Below are 16,607 nucleotides of genomic sequence, written 5' to 3'. Positions count from 1 at the left end.
CAGCGCCATGACGGATGAGATCCCGGCCGGGTTCGAGCCGATCGATCTGGAACGCCAGGACATTGTGAGTTTCGAGCGGCATATCGGCCCGCTCTATCAGCGTGCCGGTGAAGCAGAGGGCAAAGCCTGCTGGGGCTTCCGCGCCGCCGCCCATCACTGCAATCCATACGGCATGCTGCATGGGGGCATGTTGACCAGCGTCGCCGACACGATGATGGGCAGCCTCGTTTTCCACGCTCTTGAAGGCAAGCCCTGCGCGACGATCAGCCTGACATCGGATTTCATCGGCGCGGCGAAAGCCGGAGACTGGATCGAAGGGCGTGCGGAAGTCTTGCGCATGGGCCGCGCCGTCTGCTTTTTGCGGGCGGAAATGCGCGCGGGCGAGCGTCTGCTCATGAGCGCAAGCGGCGCCTGGGCCATCATTCAGCCGCGCTGAGCGGTCTCAACCCGCCCAAAGATCGTAGAACATCCGCAAGGACGTGATGAGCAGGAAGAAAGCGAAGGCACGGGCCAGCGTGACGCGCGAAATGGCATGGGCAAGATTAGCGCCCCAAGGCGCGGCCAGCACCGTTGCCGGCACGATGAGCGCAAAGCCGATGAGATTGACATAACCAAGGCTGAGCGGGGGCAAAGTCTCGATGCCCCAGCCGCCAAGGACGAAGCCGATGGCGCCCGGCACGGAGATGAGAAGGCCTAGGCCTGCAGACGTCGCCACCGCCTGGTGAATGGGTTTGCCGTAAAGCGTCATGACGGTGACGCCGAAGGTTCCCCCGCCGATCCCCATCATGGAAGAAAGCCCGCCGATGATCGCGGCGATAAGCCCCTGTCCCGCCGTGCCGGGCAGCTCGCTGCCCAAACGCCAATCATCGCGCCCGAACGCCATGTTGAAAGCGACGAGCAAGGCAACGGTTGCGAAGATCGCCGTTAGCACTTCCCCGTTCACATAAGCGGCAAGGGAGGTACCGGCGGCAACGCCGAGCAGCATGGGCAAGGCCCAGCGCTTCAAAAGCGCCCAGTCCACCGCGCCTTTTTTGTGATGCGCGCGCACGGAGCGGATGGAGGTGGCGATGATCGTGGCAAGCGAGGTGCCGACCGCCAGATGCATGCGCACCGCCTCATCAAGACCGATGGCGGTGAAGACATGAAAGAGCACCGGCACGATGACGATGCCGCCGCCAACGCCGAGGAGGCCGGCAATGATGCCCGCGACAATGCCCGTTGCCAGAAGCCCGGCAATGAAAAGGCCGAGCTCGGCGGCCGAATAATCCGCAAAGAATTCCACGCTTATGCCTCCGTCATGGCAGCGGGAACCGGATCATCGACGCAGGAGAGCGCCTCTTCGACCACCGATATTCCTGCACCGGGTTTTACTGCGTTTTCGCTCAAATGCCGCCGCCAGGCCCGCGCGCCGGGCACGCCCTGGAAGAGGCCGAGAATATGCCGTGTCATGGCGTGAAGCGGCACGCCTTCGGCAAGGCGGCGCTCGAGATAGGGATAAAAGCCGCGCACGATCTCGCCGCGGCTTTTGACGGGCGTCTTCGCGCCGAAAAAGCGCCGGTCCACTTCCGCCAGCTCATAAGGGGTTTCATAAGCCGCGCGGCCCATCATCACCCCGTCCACATGGGCAAGCTGGGCGGCGGTTTCGTCCAGCGTGCGAATGCCGCCATTAATGATGATTTCCAGCTCCCGAAATTCCTGCTTGATGCGGTGAACGAGCGGATAATCAAGCGGCGGAACGGTGCGGTTTTCTTTCGGCGAGAGCCCTTTCAGCCAGGCCTTGCGGGCGTGAATGGTGAGCGAGCGCACACCCGCCTCGCGCATACGCGCGGTAAAGGCGGGCAGCACCTCTTCCGGCTCCTGTTCATCGACACCGAGACGGCATTTGACCGTGACGGGCACGGTCACCGCCTTTTGCATCGCCTCGACGCAAGCCGCAACAAGCTCTGGCTCCTTCATCAGGCAGGCACCGAACCTGCCCGATTGCACCCGGCCGGAGGGGCAGCCGACATTCAGATTAACCTCGTCATAGCCGAAATCCGCCCCGATGCGCGCGGCCTCGGCAAGTTCCGCCGGCTCGCTGCCGCCAAGCTGAAGGGCGACGGGATGTTCTTCCTCGTTAAAGCCCAGAAGACGCTCCCTATCCCCATGCAGCACCGCCATGGAGGTCACCATCTCGGTGTAAAGCAGCGCATGGCGCGAGATAAGGCGCAGGAAAAACCGCTCATGGCGGTCCGTCCATTCCATCATCGGGGCAACCGAGAAAAGGCGGTTTAGCTGGCTCATGAGGGGCTTCTATCGCGCCTTGAGGGGCACTGGCAAGCGCGCCCGGCCCCACGGGTTAAGCAGGTTTGCCGCTTTTCCTGCTAAATCACGCCTTCGAGAATGTGGAGATACGAGCGCACCTGCGAGACATAGCGCTGGGCCTCGCGCCCGCGCGCATAACCGTGGCGCAGGCTTTTGTAATATTTGGGGTCCATGAGAAGCGGCAAAACCTCGCGCAAATCCGTCCAGGAGCTTTTGTTGAGCCCGCGCCGCTCGGCCAGAAGCCGGGCATCGTAAAGATGGCCCATGCCCATATTATAAGCGGCAAGGGCGAACCAATAGCGGTCCGTGCCTTTCACATCCTCCGGGATACGGTCGATCAGCTCGGCGAAATATTTCGCCCCGCCCTCAATGGATTCTTCCGGGTCGAGCCGGTCTTCCACGCCAACCTCTTCGGCGGTAGCGAGCGTCAGCATCATGAAGCCGCGTACGCCGGTGGGCGAGCGCGCGGAAGGGTTCCAACGGGATTCCTGATAGGAGATGGCTGCGAGCAAGTGCCAGGGCAGACCGTACCGGTCTGCCGCATCTTCCAGATCGCCGCGGTAGTCGGGCAACTTTTCCTCGATGTCCCGCCGGAAGCGGGAAATGTCCACATAGTCGAATTCGGGAAAGTAATCGAAAAAGCGGTGATCGAGCCGCTCTATGAGCCCGGCCTTCTTTTTCTTTGCAAACCATTCTTCCAGATAAGCACCCAGCACCACCGCCTCTTTGGCATAGGCCCAGGCAATCTCGCGCTGAGGCGTGAGGTCAAGCGCGGCGCGCAGCTCGGGGTAAAGGCGGCGGTTGACCTTAAAGATCGGCGTGTCGGCAACGGTACAGCCGATCTCGTCATCGGCGATCTGCGCGAAGAGGGCTTCCGTCGTCTCATTCGACTCCCGCCAGGTAATGAACTCGGCTTTCTCCGCCAGGCTTTTCTCGCGCAGTTCCGCCAGCCGCTCGGCATAGGAGGTGCCGGCCGGCACCACCAATTCCGTATCCGCCAGATCCGTCAGTTTTTTCAGGCGCGGGCCACCGCGCCGGCAAACCACAATCTCTTTCACGCTCTGATAGGAGGGGGAAAAGGCATAAAGCGCCTCGCGCGCCGGGGTAACGGTGAGACCGGCGGCCGCAATATGCGCGCGGCCCTCCTTCAGCGCGAGAAGCACATCGGGCACGCTGGAAAAAAGCCGGTACTCGGCCTCGACGCCAAGGTCATTCGCCAACGCTTTCGTCAGCTCGTATTCATAACCCGTCGGTCCTTCCCTGCCCTCATAATAGGTGGTGGGACCGGGAACCGTGGCAATGACGAGCGTGCCTGAGTCCTCGATCGCCTGGAGGCTCGGGTCCACGCGGTCATGAAAAAGCAAAAGGTCGAGAACGCCCCAGAGGACCAATGCGGCGATGATAAAATAGGGAAGATAAGGCCGCAGCTTTGCCCGCAACTCTTTCGCGTGCTCGCGGCGATGATGCTCGTGTGTCACGCAATGCCCCCGCTTGGCCCGTCAGGTGCTGAAAGTGTGCCTGAGAGAAGATTTAGGGGAAAATAAAAAAATGAAAAGGCCCGCCAAAGGCGGGCCTTTTACACAGCTTGTTGAAGAAATGCTTACTTGCCCTTCGGCATTTCGTTAAAGGGCACGTTTTTATCCACACGAATGTCCTGCGGCAGGCCGAGCACGCGCTCCGCCACGATGTTGCGCAGGATTTCGTCCGTGCCGCCCGCGATGCGGTAGCCCGCGCCGCCGAACCACTGGTTCTGGAAGGTGGCGTTCTGCGCGGAGATATCGCGGTCGCGGATGATGCCGCCAATGTCCTGCAGGTCCATGGCGAAGGAGCCGAGTTCCTGCATCTTGGGCGCGGAAACGATCTTGCTGATGGAAGATTCCGGTCCCGGCGTCTGCCCCTTGGAAAGAGCCGTCAGGGTACGGAATTTCGTGTATTTCAGCCCTTGCGTTTCCACATACCATTGCGCAATGCGCTCGCGCACCGCGCCGTTGTTGATGGCCGGCCCATCCGCAAGTTCCGCGTCACGGGCAAGATCCACAAGCTCGGACCAGTCCGCGCCGCCGCCGCCGCCAACGGCCAGGCGTTCGTTCATCAGCGTCGTCAGCGCCACTTTCCAGCCATCACCCGGCTGGCCGAGACGGTCGCTATCGGGTACGCGCACATCGGTGAAGAAGACCTCGTTGAAGTTCGCCTCGCCCGACATCTGCCGGATGGGACGCACTTCCACGCCCGGCGACTTCATGTCGACGATGAACATGGTCAGGCCCTTGTGTTTGGGCACGGTCGGGTCGGTACGCACGACGACGATGCCGTAATCGCAATAATGAGCGCCCGAGGTCCAGACCTTCTGGCCGTTGATCACCCATTCATCGCCGTCCTTTTCCGCGCGGGTGCGCAGGCCGGCAACGTCCGAGCCGCCAGCAGGCTCGGAGAAGAGCTGGCACCAGATTTCCTCACCCCGGATCGCCGGGCCGACATAGCGGGCCTTGTGCTCTTCCGTGCCCCAGGCAAGGACGGTCGGGATGCACATGCCAAGGCCGATGTCATAAAAGCCCGTGGGCACCAGATAGTTGGCTTCTTCCTGGGAATAGATGACGGACTGAATGGAGGTGCCGCCCTGACCGCCATATTCCTTCGGCCAGGTGATGCAGGCGAACCCTGCTTCGGCCTTCTTGCGCTGCCAGTCTTTCGCGCGCTGCAGCGCGTCTGTGCCGCTCAGCGCCTCGAGCGTGTCTTTCTTGCTTGCCTTGCGCTTGGCATTGGCATCGAGCCATTTGCGCACTTCGGCGCGGTAGGCGGCTTCTTCCGGTGTATCGTTGAAATCCATGGGTCAAATCCTCTTTGTTTGGGTCTCTTGGTTTGGCTTTACGGCTGCTCGTTAAGCGGCGTTGCGCGCTTCGAGCTGGGTGACCAACCGTTCGCGCCAGTAAAGCTGCGACCCGAGGGAGAGAGCCAAAAGCTTGGCCCGGCGATAGAAGAACTGGGTATTGGCTTCCCAGGTGTAACCAATGCCGCCATGGGTCTGGATGTTTTCTTGAGCGGCATAAATATAGGCCTGCGTCGCGGAGATGCGGGCAGCGGCGGCAGCTTCGATGAGCTCGGCGCCATTGTCGTTGAGCATCATCGCCCCGTAATAGCTGTTGGAACGGGCGAGCTCGATCTTCACATACATATCGGCCAGCTTGTGCTTGATCGCCTGGTAAGAGCCGATCTGGCGGCCGAACGCATAGCGCTCGAGCGCGTAATCGCGGGCCATCCACATGGCGGTTTCCGCGCCGCCCACCTGTTCGAAGGCGGTCCAGACGGCAGCGCCATCGAGAACGCGGCGCACAAGGTCCCAGCCCTCGCCTTCCGCGCCCATGAGCTCGGCGGCGGCGCCATCAAATTTCAGGGCGGCGTGGCCGCGCGTCGGGTCGATGGTTTTCAGCTGCTCTTTGGAGATGCCCGAACCGTTCAGCTCCACAATGGCGAGCGAGAGCGCCTTGTCGCCCGAGCCGCCCGTATTGACGAGCACGACGGCGATATCCGCGATCTCCCCGTCCGGCACCGGCATTTTCGTACCGGTGAGCTTGCCGCCTTTCAGGCTGGCTTTGACGGTGCGCGGGCTCGGCGCGTTCGTGCCTTCGGCCATGGCGAGCGTGCCGATGATCTCCCCGGCGGCGAGCTTGGGCAGGTATTTCTGTTTCTGCGCTTCGCTGCCGGCCAGCTTAATGGCCTCGGTCGCCAGGAAGACGGAAGAAGAGAAAGGAACGGGCGCAGCCACACGGCCCAGTTCTTCGGCCACCACACACAGTTCCAGCGCGCCAAGGCCGAGCCCGCCATATTCTTCCGGAATGGCGGTGCCCGTCAGGCCCATTTCCACCAGGCCTTTCCAGACATCTTCGGCATAAAGCTCGTCCGACTCCAGAACGCGGCGCACGACGTCGTAGCCACATTTGTCGGAAAGAAATTTGCTGACCTGCTCCTTGAGCATTTTCTGGTCATCGGAGAAATCGAAATTCATAGTGCCTCCCGTTCGGCATCGACACGCGGGACCCGCGCGGATGCATACCAACCGTTATCCGGTTCATTGTTGCCTGGTGCATCGGTATCCGTGGCCATCCCTTGAGGCCGCAGGATCAAGTGACGCCATTTTTCCCTCAATTTAGCGGCGGGAAAAGGCCCGAAAAGGGCCGAATGGGCGATTCCGCATGGCTTCGGGCTTTTGACGCAGCGTCCGGCTGAGAGAGCCTTGCAAGAATTTTGCGATTTTTCCGGCCCATAGGGGCTCAGAGGCTGTTTTCGTCCTCTTCCGTGGACAGATTCGCCTTCAGTTTGGACAAAACCGTCAAGAGCTGGTCGGCTTCCTGCGGCGACACACCCTTGAAAGCCTGCTGAAACATATCGCGCGCGCAGGCCGCCAGAACCGGCCTGATCTCATCGATCCTTTTTGTGAGATAAACCCGCCAGACGCGCCGGTCCTCAGGATCGGCCTGCCGCGTGAGCCAGCCTGCCCCTTCCATCTTGTCGATAATGCGCCCGAGCGGCGCGCGCTCGAGGCCCACCGCCAGCGCAAGCTCCGTCTGGGTGCGCCCGTCCTTGCGGATGAGGCTGGCAAGGACACGCACCTGGGTGAGTGAAAGCGCGATGCCGGCTCCCCTGAGCCGCCGCTCCCAGACGCGCAGGAGCAGCCTGTTGGCATCATGCATCAGCCAGCCGAAGGTGCGCTCGAACTCAAACTCGTCGCCCGGCTGCATTTGCGCGGCTTTCATGCCTTCTGCCTGCGGAACACTCATCCCCTGATCCATCGCTTGCGGCCGGCCTGCCCCGGACCTCTTTACTTCCCTTGCGTCAGAACGCTTGTGAGATTGTAACCATGTATACTATAATTCAGGAAACAAAATAACGCCTCACACTTTTCATGAGGCGAAAGCGGGTGAGGATCATGCAGGCACGCCGTCCCTTTTTCTCCTGTTCTTACGCGGGCAATCGGTATTCGGGCATCGCGCCGCGCGCCGCCGCTCTTCTGGCGCTGGCGTTTACCGCCGCCTGCGGAGAGGCCGAAGAAGCGCCGAAAGCGGAACGGGCCGCCGTGCCAGTTTTCACAACGCAAATCGAGGAACGCGAACTCGTCCAGCCCATCACCGGGACGGGCACGATCGCCGCGCAAAAAACCACGGATATGGGCCCGCAGGTCGATGGCATTATCGACGAGGTTTATGTCCGGGTCGGCGACCGGGTGAAGGAAGGCGATGCGCTCTTCAAGACCCGCGCCATCGATTTCGAATTGCAGGTGAAAGAGCTGGAAAGCCGCGTCAAGCTGGCGCGCGCTGAAATGCGCAATGCCGAACGCGAGTTCAAACGCATCAAGGAGCTGCGCAGCAAGGGCGTTGTGTCGATCGGCCAGCTCGACAAGGTACAGGCCGCTTATGATGTGGCCAGCGCGCAATATGGCGTCGCCAATGCGCAATTGGAGCAAGCCCGCCAGCGCCTGAAAGACGCGACCGTGCGCGCGCCCTTCGACGGGGTGATCACACAGCAGGATATTTACGAAGGCAAATTCATGGCGACGCGCGGGGGCGGCATGGGCGGCCCATCGGGTGTCGTGCAAATTCAGAAAATCGATATTGTCGGCGCCATCGTCAATGTGCCCGCCGTCCATCTTTCAAAACTCGCGCTCGGCACGCCCGCCAAAGTCTATATCGACGGGGTGGACGAGGTTTACGACAGTGAGATTCACATCCTCAACGACAAGGTGGACCACACCACCCGTTCCATCGAAGTACGCGTCGGCCTGAAGAACGAGGATTACAAGATCAAGACGGGGCTTTTCACCCGGGCTGAATTTTATCCTCCCCCGCGCAAGGCACTGGTGATGGACCGCTCCGCGCTGCTGGGCATTGAAGGCGCGCGCTATGTCTTCGTGCCCGATCAAGGGCGCGCGCGGCGCCAGCCTGTCGAGGCGGTGCAGCTCGATGCGGCCAGCGTCGAAATTCTGCGCGGGCTGGAAGCCGGCGACAAGGTGCTGACCGGCCCCATGCTCGGCACGCTGATCGACGGGCTCGCCATCCGCATCGAAGAAAGCAATTCGGGCGAGACGGCACCGGAAACGGCGGCCATGCTCACCCCTACCCAAACCGGCACGCGCTAAGCGGATAGGAACAAGCCATGTGGATTTCCGATCTTTCCATCCGCCGCCCGGTTTTCGCGGTCATGATCATTGCCGCGCTTGTCACCTTGGGCTGGATTTCCCTCGGGCGGCTCGGTGTCGATCTTTTTCCGCGTGTCGAGTTTCCCGTTGTCTCGATCAATACGGAGCTTGAGGGCGCAAGCCCCGACACGATCGAATCGGAAGTGAGCGACCCGGTCGAGGAACAGGTCAACACGATTTCGGGCATCGAGAATCTTTCTTCCACGAGCTCCGAAGGCCAAAGCCAGGTGGTGATCGAATTCGGGCTCGATGAAGATGTCGACGTGAAAGCGCAAGATGTGCGCGACAAAGTGGCGCTCGCCCGCCCCGACATGCCGGTCGATACCCGCCAGTCCATCGTCCAGAAAATCGACCCCGACGCGCAGCCCATCATGTCCGTGATGATCGCGGGCGATATGCCGATCCGTCAGCTTACCCAGTTTGCCGATAAGACGGTGAAGGAGCAGCTGCAGCGCGTGCCCGGCGTCGGCTCCATCAAACTTGTCGGCGGGCGCGACCGGGAAGTGCGCATCTGGCTCGATGCGGTGAAGCTGCGCGCTTTCGGCGTGACGGCGGATGACCTCATCACCGCGCTGCGGCGCGAACATGCGGAAATTCCCGGCGGGCGGCTGGAGACAGCGGGCCTGCAAACCGAATTTTCGGTCAAGACCAAGGGCGAAGTCGGCAGCGTGAAGGAGTTCGGCGATATCGTCATTGCCTTCCGCCAGGACGGCGCGCCCACCCGCATCCGCGATGTGGCGCGGGTGGAGGACGGGATGGAAGATTTCCGCTCCTATGCCGAGCTCGACGGCAAGCCCGGTGTCTCGCTCGAAATCCGCCGCCAGTCGGGCCGCAATGCCGTGGAAGTTGCCCGCGCGATCCGCGCCGAGCTGACCCATCTGGAAGAGCTTGCCCCGCCCGGCATGCGCATCATCGCGGCGCGCGATACCTCGCTCTTCATCGAAAGCGCCGCCAATGACGTTTTCGACGACATCATTCTCGGTATTATTCTCGTGGTGCTGGTGACGCTCGCCTTTCTGCTCAATCTGCGCGCCACGATTATCGTCGCCATTGCCATGCCGACGGCGCTGATCTCCACTTTCTTCGCCTTCTACGTCATGGATTTCACGATCAACCTCATGACATTGATGGCGCTTTCGGTCGCTGTCGGTCTTCTGGTGGATGATGCGATCGTCGTGCTGGAGGCAATTTACCGCAAGCTCGATGAAGGCTACGGGCCTATGGAAGCCGCCTCGCTGGGCGTGCGGGAAGTGGGCGCGGCGGTGCTGGCAGGCACTTTGTCGATCTGCGCGGTCTTCGTGCCCATCGCCTTCATGAGCGGTGTGGTGGGCCGGTTCTTCTTTCAATACGGGCTGGCGATCACCTTCTCGGTCATGGTTTCGCTCCTTGTCTCGCTGACGCTCACACCGACGCTCTGCGCCCGCTTCCTCAATAAAGGGACGGTGGACCGCGATGAGATGAGTTGGCTTGCACGGATTTTCGAAGATGCCTACCGCTCGCTGGAGCGGGCCTATGAAAACCTCCTGCATCTGGCGCTGCGTTTTCGCTGGCTGGTCATGCTGCTGGCCTTCGGCGCTGTCATTCTGGGGCAGATGGCGGCAAGCACCATTCCCACCGCTTTCGATACGAAAGCCGACAGAAGCGAGTTCCTTGCGAAAGTGGAGCTTCCCTTCGGCGCCGGGATCGAGCAAACCCGGCAAGTGGCGAGCCGCGTTGCCCAGGCTCTGTCGGGCACCGAGCATGTCACGACCGTCTTCTATACGATCGGCTCGGGCACGCAGCAGCGCGTCAACGAAGCCGAATTCTATATCGGCCTCACCCCGAAAGCCGACCGCGACGAGGGCGCGATCGCCGTTATGGGTGCGGCCCGCGCGGCCATGCTGCAGGCAGCGCCCGAGGCGAAGCATGTGAGCGTTTCGGATGTGCCCTGGATTTCCGGCGGCGGTTTTTCTTCCTTCGAGCTCACTTATTCTTTGCGCGGACCGGACCTTGCCGTGCTTGAAGCAAAGACAGATGTGATCACCGCGCGGATGGAGGAGACGGGCCTCTTTACCGATATCAAAACCTCCTTCGAGACAGGCAAACCGGAAGTGCAGGTTTCCGTCGACCGGCGCCGGGCGGCGGATCTTGGCGTTTCGGTGCGCAACCTGGCCGAGACGGTGCGCTCGCTCGTCGGCGGCACGGATGTCGTGACCTATGAAGAATATGGCTCACGTTATGATGTGCGGGTGCGGCTCGAAGAAGATCAGCGCAACGATCTCGACCGGCTGGAGCTTATTCAAGTGCGCGGCTCGGACGGGAAACTTGTCGATATCGCCAATATGGCGAAGTTCCGCATCGATAGCGGCCCAGCGCAGATCGACCGGCAGAACCGCTCCCGCCGCATTGCGCTTCTGGCCAACACGCCGGAAGGCGTGGCGCTGGGCGAGGCAACCGCACGCCTTGAACAGATTTTGCGTGAGGCCGAACTTGGGCCAGGTTATGTCTGGTCGGCCGAAGGCAAAGCCAAACGCATGAAGGAGAACCAGCAGGCGATCAGCTTTGCGTTCCTTCTGGCGCTCACCGCGCTCTATATGATCCTGGCGAGCCAGTTCAACAGCTTCGCCCAGCCGGCGATCATCATGCTCACCGCCCCGCTCTCTTTCGTCGGCGCATTCTTTGCGCTGGCGATTTCCGGCGAGACGCTGACGATGTTCGCGCAGATCGGTATGCTGGCGCTGATGGGCCTTGTGATGAAGAACGGCATTTTGCTCGTCGATTATGCCAACACCTTGCGCGAGGAAGGCCGCCCGGCCCGCGAGGCAATGCTGCATGCAGGGCCCGTGCGCCTGCGCCCCGTGCTCATGACCGCTTTCTCCACGATTTGCGGGATGATTCCCGTCGCCCTTTCCACCAGCCAGGGGGCGGAGTTCCGGAACGCCATGGGTATTCTCGTTATTGGCGGGCTTATTTCTTCCACCTTCCTAACATTGGTGGTTGTACCCGTCGCGTACACGCTGATGGCCGACACGCCCGGCTTCTTCAAATCATTGGGCCGGAAAGCCGCGGCACTTGGCGGAAAAGCGGGCATTTGGCGCGGCTCCCAGGGACCGGCGGACTAACCCTTATGGATTGCAGCCTCGCAGCCGCAACAAGTCCGCCCGACACTTCCTGGTGAAGTTTCACCCGCAAGGCTAGACATATTCCGGACATTGCCTAAATTTCGCCAGAGGCCGGTGCTAGAAGCATCGGCCTTGGCCGTTTGGCCCCCATCCCGGCCCGCCCCCGGCAGCGCCAGAAGCACCGAGTACCGCATGAGAACCGAAGACCCCCGCCCCATCGCGCTGAAAGATTATAGCGAACCCGATTTCTGGATCGATGAGGTGCATCTCGACGTAGACCTTGCGCCTGAGACGGCGCAGGTACGCTCGACGCTTGCCGTGCGCCCCAATGCAAGCCGGCCGGGCAAGGACAGTCTGCGGCTCGACGGGGAAGGGCTGGAGCTGCTGGAAGTTCACCTGAACGGGGAAAAGCTGGGCCCCAACCGCTATCAGGAAGATGAGAGCGGGCTGACCATTATGGAGGTGCCGGCAGGCGCCTTCACGCTGACCACGGTCTCGCGCTGCAACCCGGCGGCCAATACCGCATTGACGGGGCTTTATCTTGCCGGCGGCATCTTCTGTACCCAGTGCGAGGCGGAAGGGTTTCGGCGCATCACCTATATGCTCGACCGGCCGGACGTCATGGCGGTTTACCGCACGCGCATCACCGCCGAAAAGGCGCTGGCTCCCGTGCTGCTGGCCAATGGCAATTGCGTGGAGAGCGGGGTGCTGGAAGACGGGCGGCATTTTGCCGAATGGCACGATCCCTACCCCAAACCTTCCTATCTTTTTGCGCTGGTGGCGGGCGATCTTGGCTGCGTGCGCGATGCTTTCACCACCGCCTCGGGGCGCGAAGTCGATCTGCGCATCTATGTGGAGCCCGGCAACGAAGACCGCTGCGCCTATGCGATGGATGCGTTGAAGCGCGCCATGGCCTGGGACGAGAAAGTCTTCGGGCGTGAATACGATCTCGATATTTTCATGATCGTCGCCGTCAGTGCTTTCAATATGGGCGCGATGGAAAACAAGGGCCTGAATATCTTTAACGACAAATATATTCTCGCCCGGCCCGACACGGCGACGGATTTAGATTTCGCCAATATCGAGGCGATCGTCGCCCATGAATATTTCCACAACTGGACCGGCAACCGCATTACCTGCCGCGACTGGTTTCAGCTGTGCCTGAAAGAAGGGTTGACGGTTTTTCGCGATCAGGAATTTACCGCGGATATGCGCTCACGCGCCGTCAAACGCATTGCCGACGTGCGCATGCTGCGCACGCATCAGTTCCCGGAAGATGGCGGGCCGCTTGCCCATCCCGTGCGGCCCGATGCTTACATCGAGATCAACAATTTCTATACCGCGACCGTCTATGAAAAAGGCGCCGAGCTCGTGCGGATGATCTATACGCTGCTCGGGGCGGAAAAATTCCGCAAAGGCATGGACCTTTATTTCACCCGCCATGACGGACGCGCGGCGACGGTGGAAGATTTTCTCGAAGCGCTGTCGGATGGCAGCGGTGTCGATCTTTCCCAGTTCAAACGCTGGTACCACCAGGCCGGCACGCCGGAAGTCATGGCATCGGGCAAATGGGACGGCGCGCAGCAGGAATACGTGCTGCAGCTTTCGCAAGTCTGCCCCCCGACGCCCGGCCAGCCGCACAAAGAGCCGCTGCATATTCCCATTGAGATCGGGCTTTTAGGCGAGGATGGCGCGGACCTGCCGCTTTCGCCCATAGGTGGCACGGCAGCGGCAAGCGGAGCCCATGTCATCAGCTTGACGAAACGGGAACAGACATTCCGCTTCAAAAACGTGACCGCCAAACCCGTGCCCTCGCTGCTGCGCGGGTTTACGGCGCCGGTAAAACTTTCAAGCAATTTGGGAGAGCGCGAATGGGCCTTCCTCATGGCCCATGACAGCGACCCCTTCAACCGCTGGGAAGCGGCGCAGAAATACGCGTCAATGATCTTGACCGGGAACATTGCAGCGCTCAGCAACGGCAAAATACCGCGTGCGGGCACCGGCTTTGCCGGGATTGTCCGGAAGATATTGAACGATCCGGGGCTCGAGCCGGAATTCGTCGCGCAAATGATCGTTCTGCCCGCCGAACAGACATTGGCGCAGGCCATCGGTCAGGACGTGGATGTGGAAGCGATCCATAGCGCCCGCGAAGCTTTCCGCGCTTCGCTTGCCGAACAGCTCTATGCCGAATTCGAACGCGCCTATAATGAGAACGAGACGCCCGGCACTTATTCGCCAGACGCGGAAGCGGCCGGCAAACGCTCTCTTCGCAATACCTGTCTTGGCTATATGGCAGCGACGGGCCGGGCAGATGCCATCGCGCTGGCCAAAAACCAGTTCGATACGGCGGACAATATGACCGACAGCATGGCCGCGCTCGGCGTCCTTGCGCATACGGACTGCCCCGAGCGCGAAGAAGCGCTCCGTGCCTTCCATGACCGCTGGAAGGACGACCATCTGGTAATGGACAAGTGGTTTGCCTTGCAGGCCACCTCGCCCTTGCCGGGCACGCTTTCGCGCGTGCGCGAGCTGATGGCGCATCCGGCCTTCTCGCTGCGCAATCCGAACAAGGTGCGCGCGCTGATCGGCTCCTTCGCCACCGCAAACCAGCTGCGCTTTCATGAGAGCGGCGGCGAAGGCTACCGCTTCGTGGCCGAGCAGGTGCTGGCGCTCGACAAGATCAACCCGCAAGTGGCCGCGCGGCTACTTGGCGCCTTCAAGTCCTGGCGGCAATTCGAGCCCGTCCGGCAGGCGCATATGCGCGAGACGCTGGAGCGCATCGTCTCGCAGGCGGAACTGTCCCGTGACGTTTACGAAATCGCGACAAAGACGCTGGGGTAAGACGCAAGAGCCTGATTTTCCGAGCCCGAACGGCGGTTTTAATTCCCACTTCTTGCCGGAAATGTCCCCTTCCGGCACGAGAGTGAGTCAAAAATGCATCGGTTTGACGCTTTCGGCCTGTAAATTCAGGCAAACTCCCCGCGCCTACTGGACACGGCGACTCCCAAGCCGAATCATCCCAAAGTGATTCGGTTAACGAAACGTTAGCAGGTCTGGCTAAACCTAGGATGGGGAATGGTTGGCATGGTGGATTGGGGGTCTAATGTTGGCCGCACCAATATGGGAGCGGCATTGGGCGCAAGACTGGGATCGGCCGACATGACGCTGATATCGCAAGCCGAAGCGGGAAAAAGCAGCCGCAAGCTGTTCCGCTGGACATACAAACTTACCCTCGCCCTTGCCGGCATCTCGCTTTTGGCGTTGAACGGCGCGCTGATCTGGCAGGAAGGCATGACGCGGCCCATGGTCGCCGCGCTAGGCGCCAGCATTGCCTGCCTCGTGCTCGGCTTCGCCATGCTGCGCCTCATCGAACGCAAGGTTGCCGCCGAAGCGCAGGTTCTTGAAAATCAGCGCCGCTTCGATATGGCCTTTGCCGGCGCGCGCTGCGGCATCTGGGACTGGAACCTGCAGGAAAACAGAGTTTTCTGGTCTTCGGCCATGTTCGACATGCTGGGCCGCCGCCCGCCCTCCCGGCGCCTGTCGGTCGCCGAAATCCGCGAGATGATCCATCCGGACGATATGCCCGCGCTCGACGAAATGCTGGCCGCGCCCAAAAGGGCCGCGCGCTCTTACGATGTCACCTTCCGCCTGCAGCACGTGGACGGCACCTGGATATGGCTCAATGCCAAGGGCCAGGTCTGGAGCGACGGACGCTCCATGGGCGAGCGGCTTGTTGGCCTGACCATCGACATTACCGAACAGAAACTCGCCGAAGCGCGCGAGCGCCAGGCGACCGAGCGCTTGCGCGATGCGATCGAAAGCACGGGCGAGGCCTTTGTACTGGTGGATGCCCAAGACCAGCTCGTCATCTGCAACAGCAAGTTCCGCGAGCTTTTGAATCTGGATGAAACGGCCGTCGCGCCCGGTACCCGGCTCGATGAAGTGCTGGACGCAACGGGCATGCCCAATTCCTGGATCATCAATTCGGATGAAAACGGCATCCGGGAAATCCGCCTGGATGACGGGCGCTGGCTGCAGATCAGCCAGCACCAGACGAAAGATGGCGGGCAAGTGAGTGTCGGCACGGACATCACCGCGATCAAGAACCAGGAAGCGGAACTGACCCGCAATCAGGCCGAGCTGCGCAAAACGGTGATGGACCTCGAACAGTCGCGCCACAAACTGCAGGATCAGGCACGCCAACTCGTCGAGCTTGCGGAAAAATATGCCGTCGAGAAAACCCGCGCGGAAGGCGCCAACCGCTCCAAATCCGAATTCCTGGCCAATATGAGCCACGAGCTTAGAACACCGCTCAATGCCGTGATCGGCTTTTCTGAAATGATGGAAGCCCAGCTCTTCGGCCCGCTCGGCGCGAAGAAATACGAAGAATATGCCAGCGACATCAAAGCCAGCGGCCAGCATTTGCTCGATGTGATCAACGACATTCTGGATATGTCGAAGATCGAAGCGGGGCGCATGACGCTCGAACAAGAGCATGTCGATATCAAGGAGCTGGTCGAGGAATCCTTGCGCTTGGTATCGGGCCGGGCGGATATCGCGGATGTTAAATTGCACAATGACGTCGGCGCGCAGAAACCTGTCTGGGTCGACAAACGCGCCATCAAGCAGGTTCTGCTCAACCTGCTCTCCAACGCCGTCAAGTTCACGTCCGCCGGCGGCGATGTCACGGTTTATGCCGGGGAAGACGAACGGGGCAATTTGCAAGTCAGCGTAAAGGATACCGGCATCGGCATTCCTCCCAATGCGCTCAGCAAGCTCGGCCGCCCTTTCGAGCAAGTCGAAAACCAGCTGTCGAAAAAGCACAACGGGACCGGGCTCGGCCTTGCTCTTTCACGCTCGCTCGTGGAAATGCATGGCGGCACATTGACCATTGAAAGTGAAGAAGGGATCGGCACAACCGTGTCTTTTACCCTTCCAAGGGACGCTCTGCACTAAGTCAAGCGGCAGTCTTAGCGCGGAGAACAGCCGCCTTCCTGCTCCGGCAGGGGGCG

General features: G+C 61.1%; 11 protein-coding genes. 5 read left to right on the top strand and 6 right to left on the bottom strand.

Annotation, left to right across the window (positions count from 1 at the left end; translation table 11 throughout):
* Positions 1–7 precede the first annotated feature (7 nt).
* Positions 8–436, top strand: a complete 429-nt coding sequence (locus tag M2A_RS08480; protein WP_147446259.1) for a PaaI family thioesterase — start codon at positions 8–10, stop codon at positions 434–436.
* A gap of 6 nt (positions 437–442) precedes the next feature.
* Here M2A_RS08480 and M2A_RS08475 read toward each other — a convergent pair whose 3' ends face one another.
* From M2A_RS08475 to M2A_RS08450, 6 genes are all read right to left on the bottom strand, one after another.
* The gene (locus M2A_RS08475) at positions 443–1,282 is read right to left on the bottom strand and encodes a sulfite exporter TauE/SafE family protein (protein ID WP_045445729.1); all 840 of its coding nucleotides are present in this window, start codon (positions 1,280–1,282) and stop codon (positions 443–445) included.
* 2 nt (positions 1,283–1,284) lie between these two features.
* Positions 1,285–2,283: a tRNA dihydrouridine(20/20a) synthase DusA gene (dusA, locus tag M2A_RS08470; protein ID WP_045445726.1), complete on the bottom strand. Its 999-nt coding sequence runs from the start codon at positions 2,281–2,283 to the stop codon at positions 1,285–1,287.
* An 80-nt stretch (positions 2,284–2,363) separates the two neighbouring features.
* The gene (gene mltF / locus M2A_RS08465) at positions 2,364–3,782 is read right to left on the bottom strand and encodes a membrane-bound lytic murein transglycosylase MltF (RefSeq protein ID WP_081875499.1); all 1,419 of its coding nucleotides are present in this window, start codon (positions 3,780–3,782) and stop codon (positions 2,364–2,366) included.
* A gap of 122 nt (positions 3,783–3,904) precedes the next feature.
* Complete coding sequence (locus M2A_RS08460) at positions 3,905–5,131, bottom strand: acyl-CoA dehydrogenase family protein (RefSeq protein ID WP_045445724.1); 1,227 nt, start codon at positions 5,129–5,131, stop codon at positions 3,905–3,907.
* Between the two features lie 51 nt (positions 5,132–5,182).
* Entirely contained in the window at positions 5,183–6,307 is a 1,125-nt protein-coding gene (locus tag M2A_RS08455; protein ID WP_045445722.1) for an acyl-CoA dehydrogenase family protein, read from the bottom strand.
* A 265-nt stretch (positions 6,308–6,572) separates the two neighbouring features.
* Positions 6,573–7,079 (bottom strand): MarR family winged helix-turn-helix transcriptional regulator, encoded by a 507-nt coding sequence (locus M2A_RS08450; RefSeq protein ID WP_197052884.1) that lies wholly within the window; start codon positions 7,077–7,079, stop codon positions 6,573–6,575.
* Positions 7,080–7,228: 149 nt separating this feature from the next.
* Here M2A_RS08450 and M2A_RS08445 point away from each other — a divergent pair, with 149 nt between their 5' ends.
* From M2A_RS08445 to M2A_RS08430, 4 genes are all read left to right on the top strand, one after another.
* Entirely contained in the window at positions 7,229–8,434 is a 1,206-nt protein-coding gene (locus M2A_RS08445; RefSeq protein WP_045445718.1) for an efflux RND transporter periplasmic adaptor subunit, read from the top strand.
* Between the two features lie 17 nt (positions 8,435–8,451).
* Positions 8,452–11,595 (top strand): efflux RND transporter permease subunit, encoded by a 3,144-nt coding sequence (locus M2A_RS08440; protein WP_081875497.1) that lies wholly within the window; start codon positions 8,452–8,454, stop codon positions 11,593–11,595.
* 192 nt (positions 11,596–11,787) lie between these two features.
* Positions 11,788–14,436: an aminopeptidase N gene (gene pepN, locus M2A_RS08435; protein WP_045445716.1), complete on the top strand. Its 2,649-nt coding sequence runs from the start codon at positions 11,788–11,790 to the stop codon at positions 14,434–14,436.
* A 318-nt stretch (positions 14,437–14,754) separates the two neighbouring features.
* A complete protein-coding gene (locus M2A_RS08430) occupies positions 14,755–16,551 on the top strand; it encodes a PAS domain-containing sensor histidine kinase (RefSeq protein ID WP_052379325.1) in 1,797 nt (598 codons plus the stop codon).
* Positions 16,552–16,607: the final 56 nt, after the last annotated feature.

Origin of the sequence: Tepidicaulis marinus (assembly GCF_000739695.1) — a bacterium.
Classification (GTDB): domain Bacteria; phylum Pseudomonadota; class Alphaproteobacteria; order Parvibaculales; family Parvibaculaceae; genus Tepidicaulis; species Tepidicaulis marinus.
The sequence above is the reverse complement of the archived record's forward strand: the minus strand, read 5'-3'. Positions and strand labels throughout refer to the sequence as shown.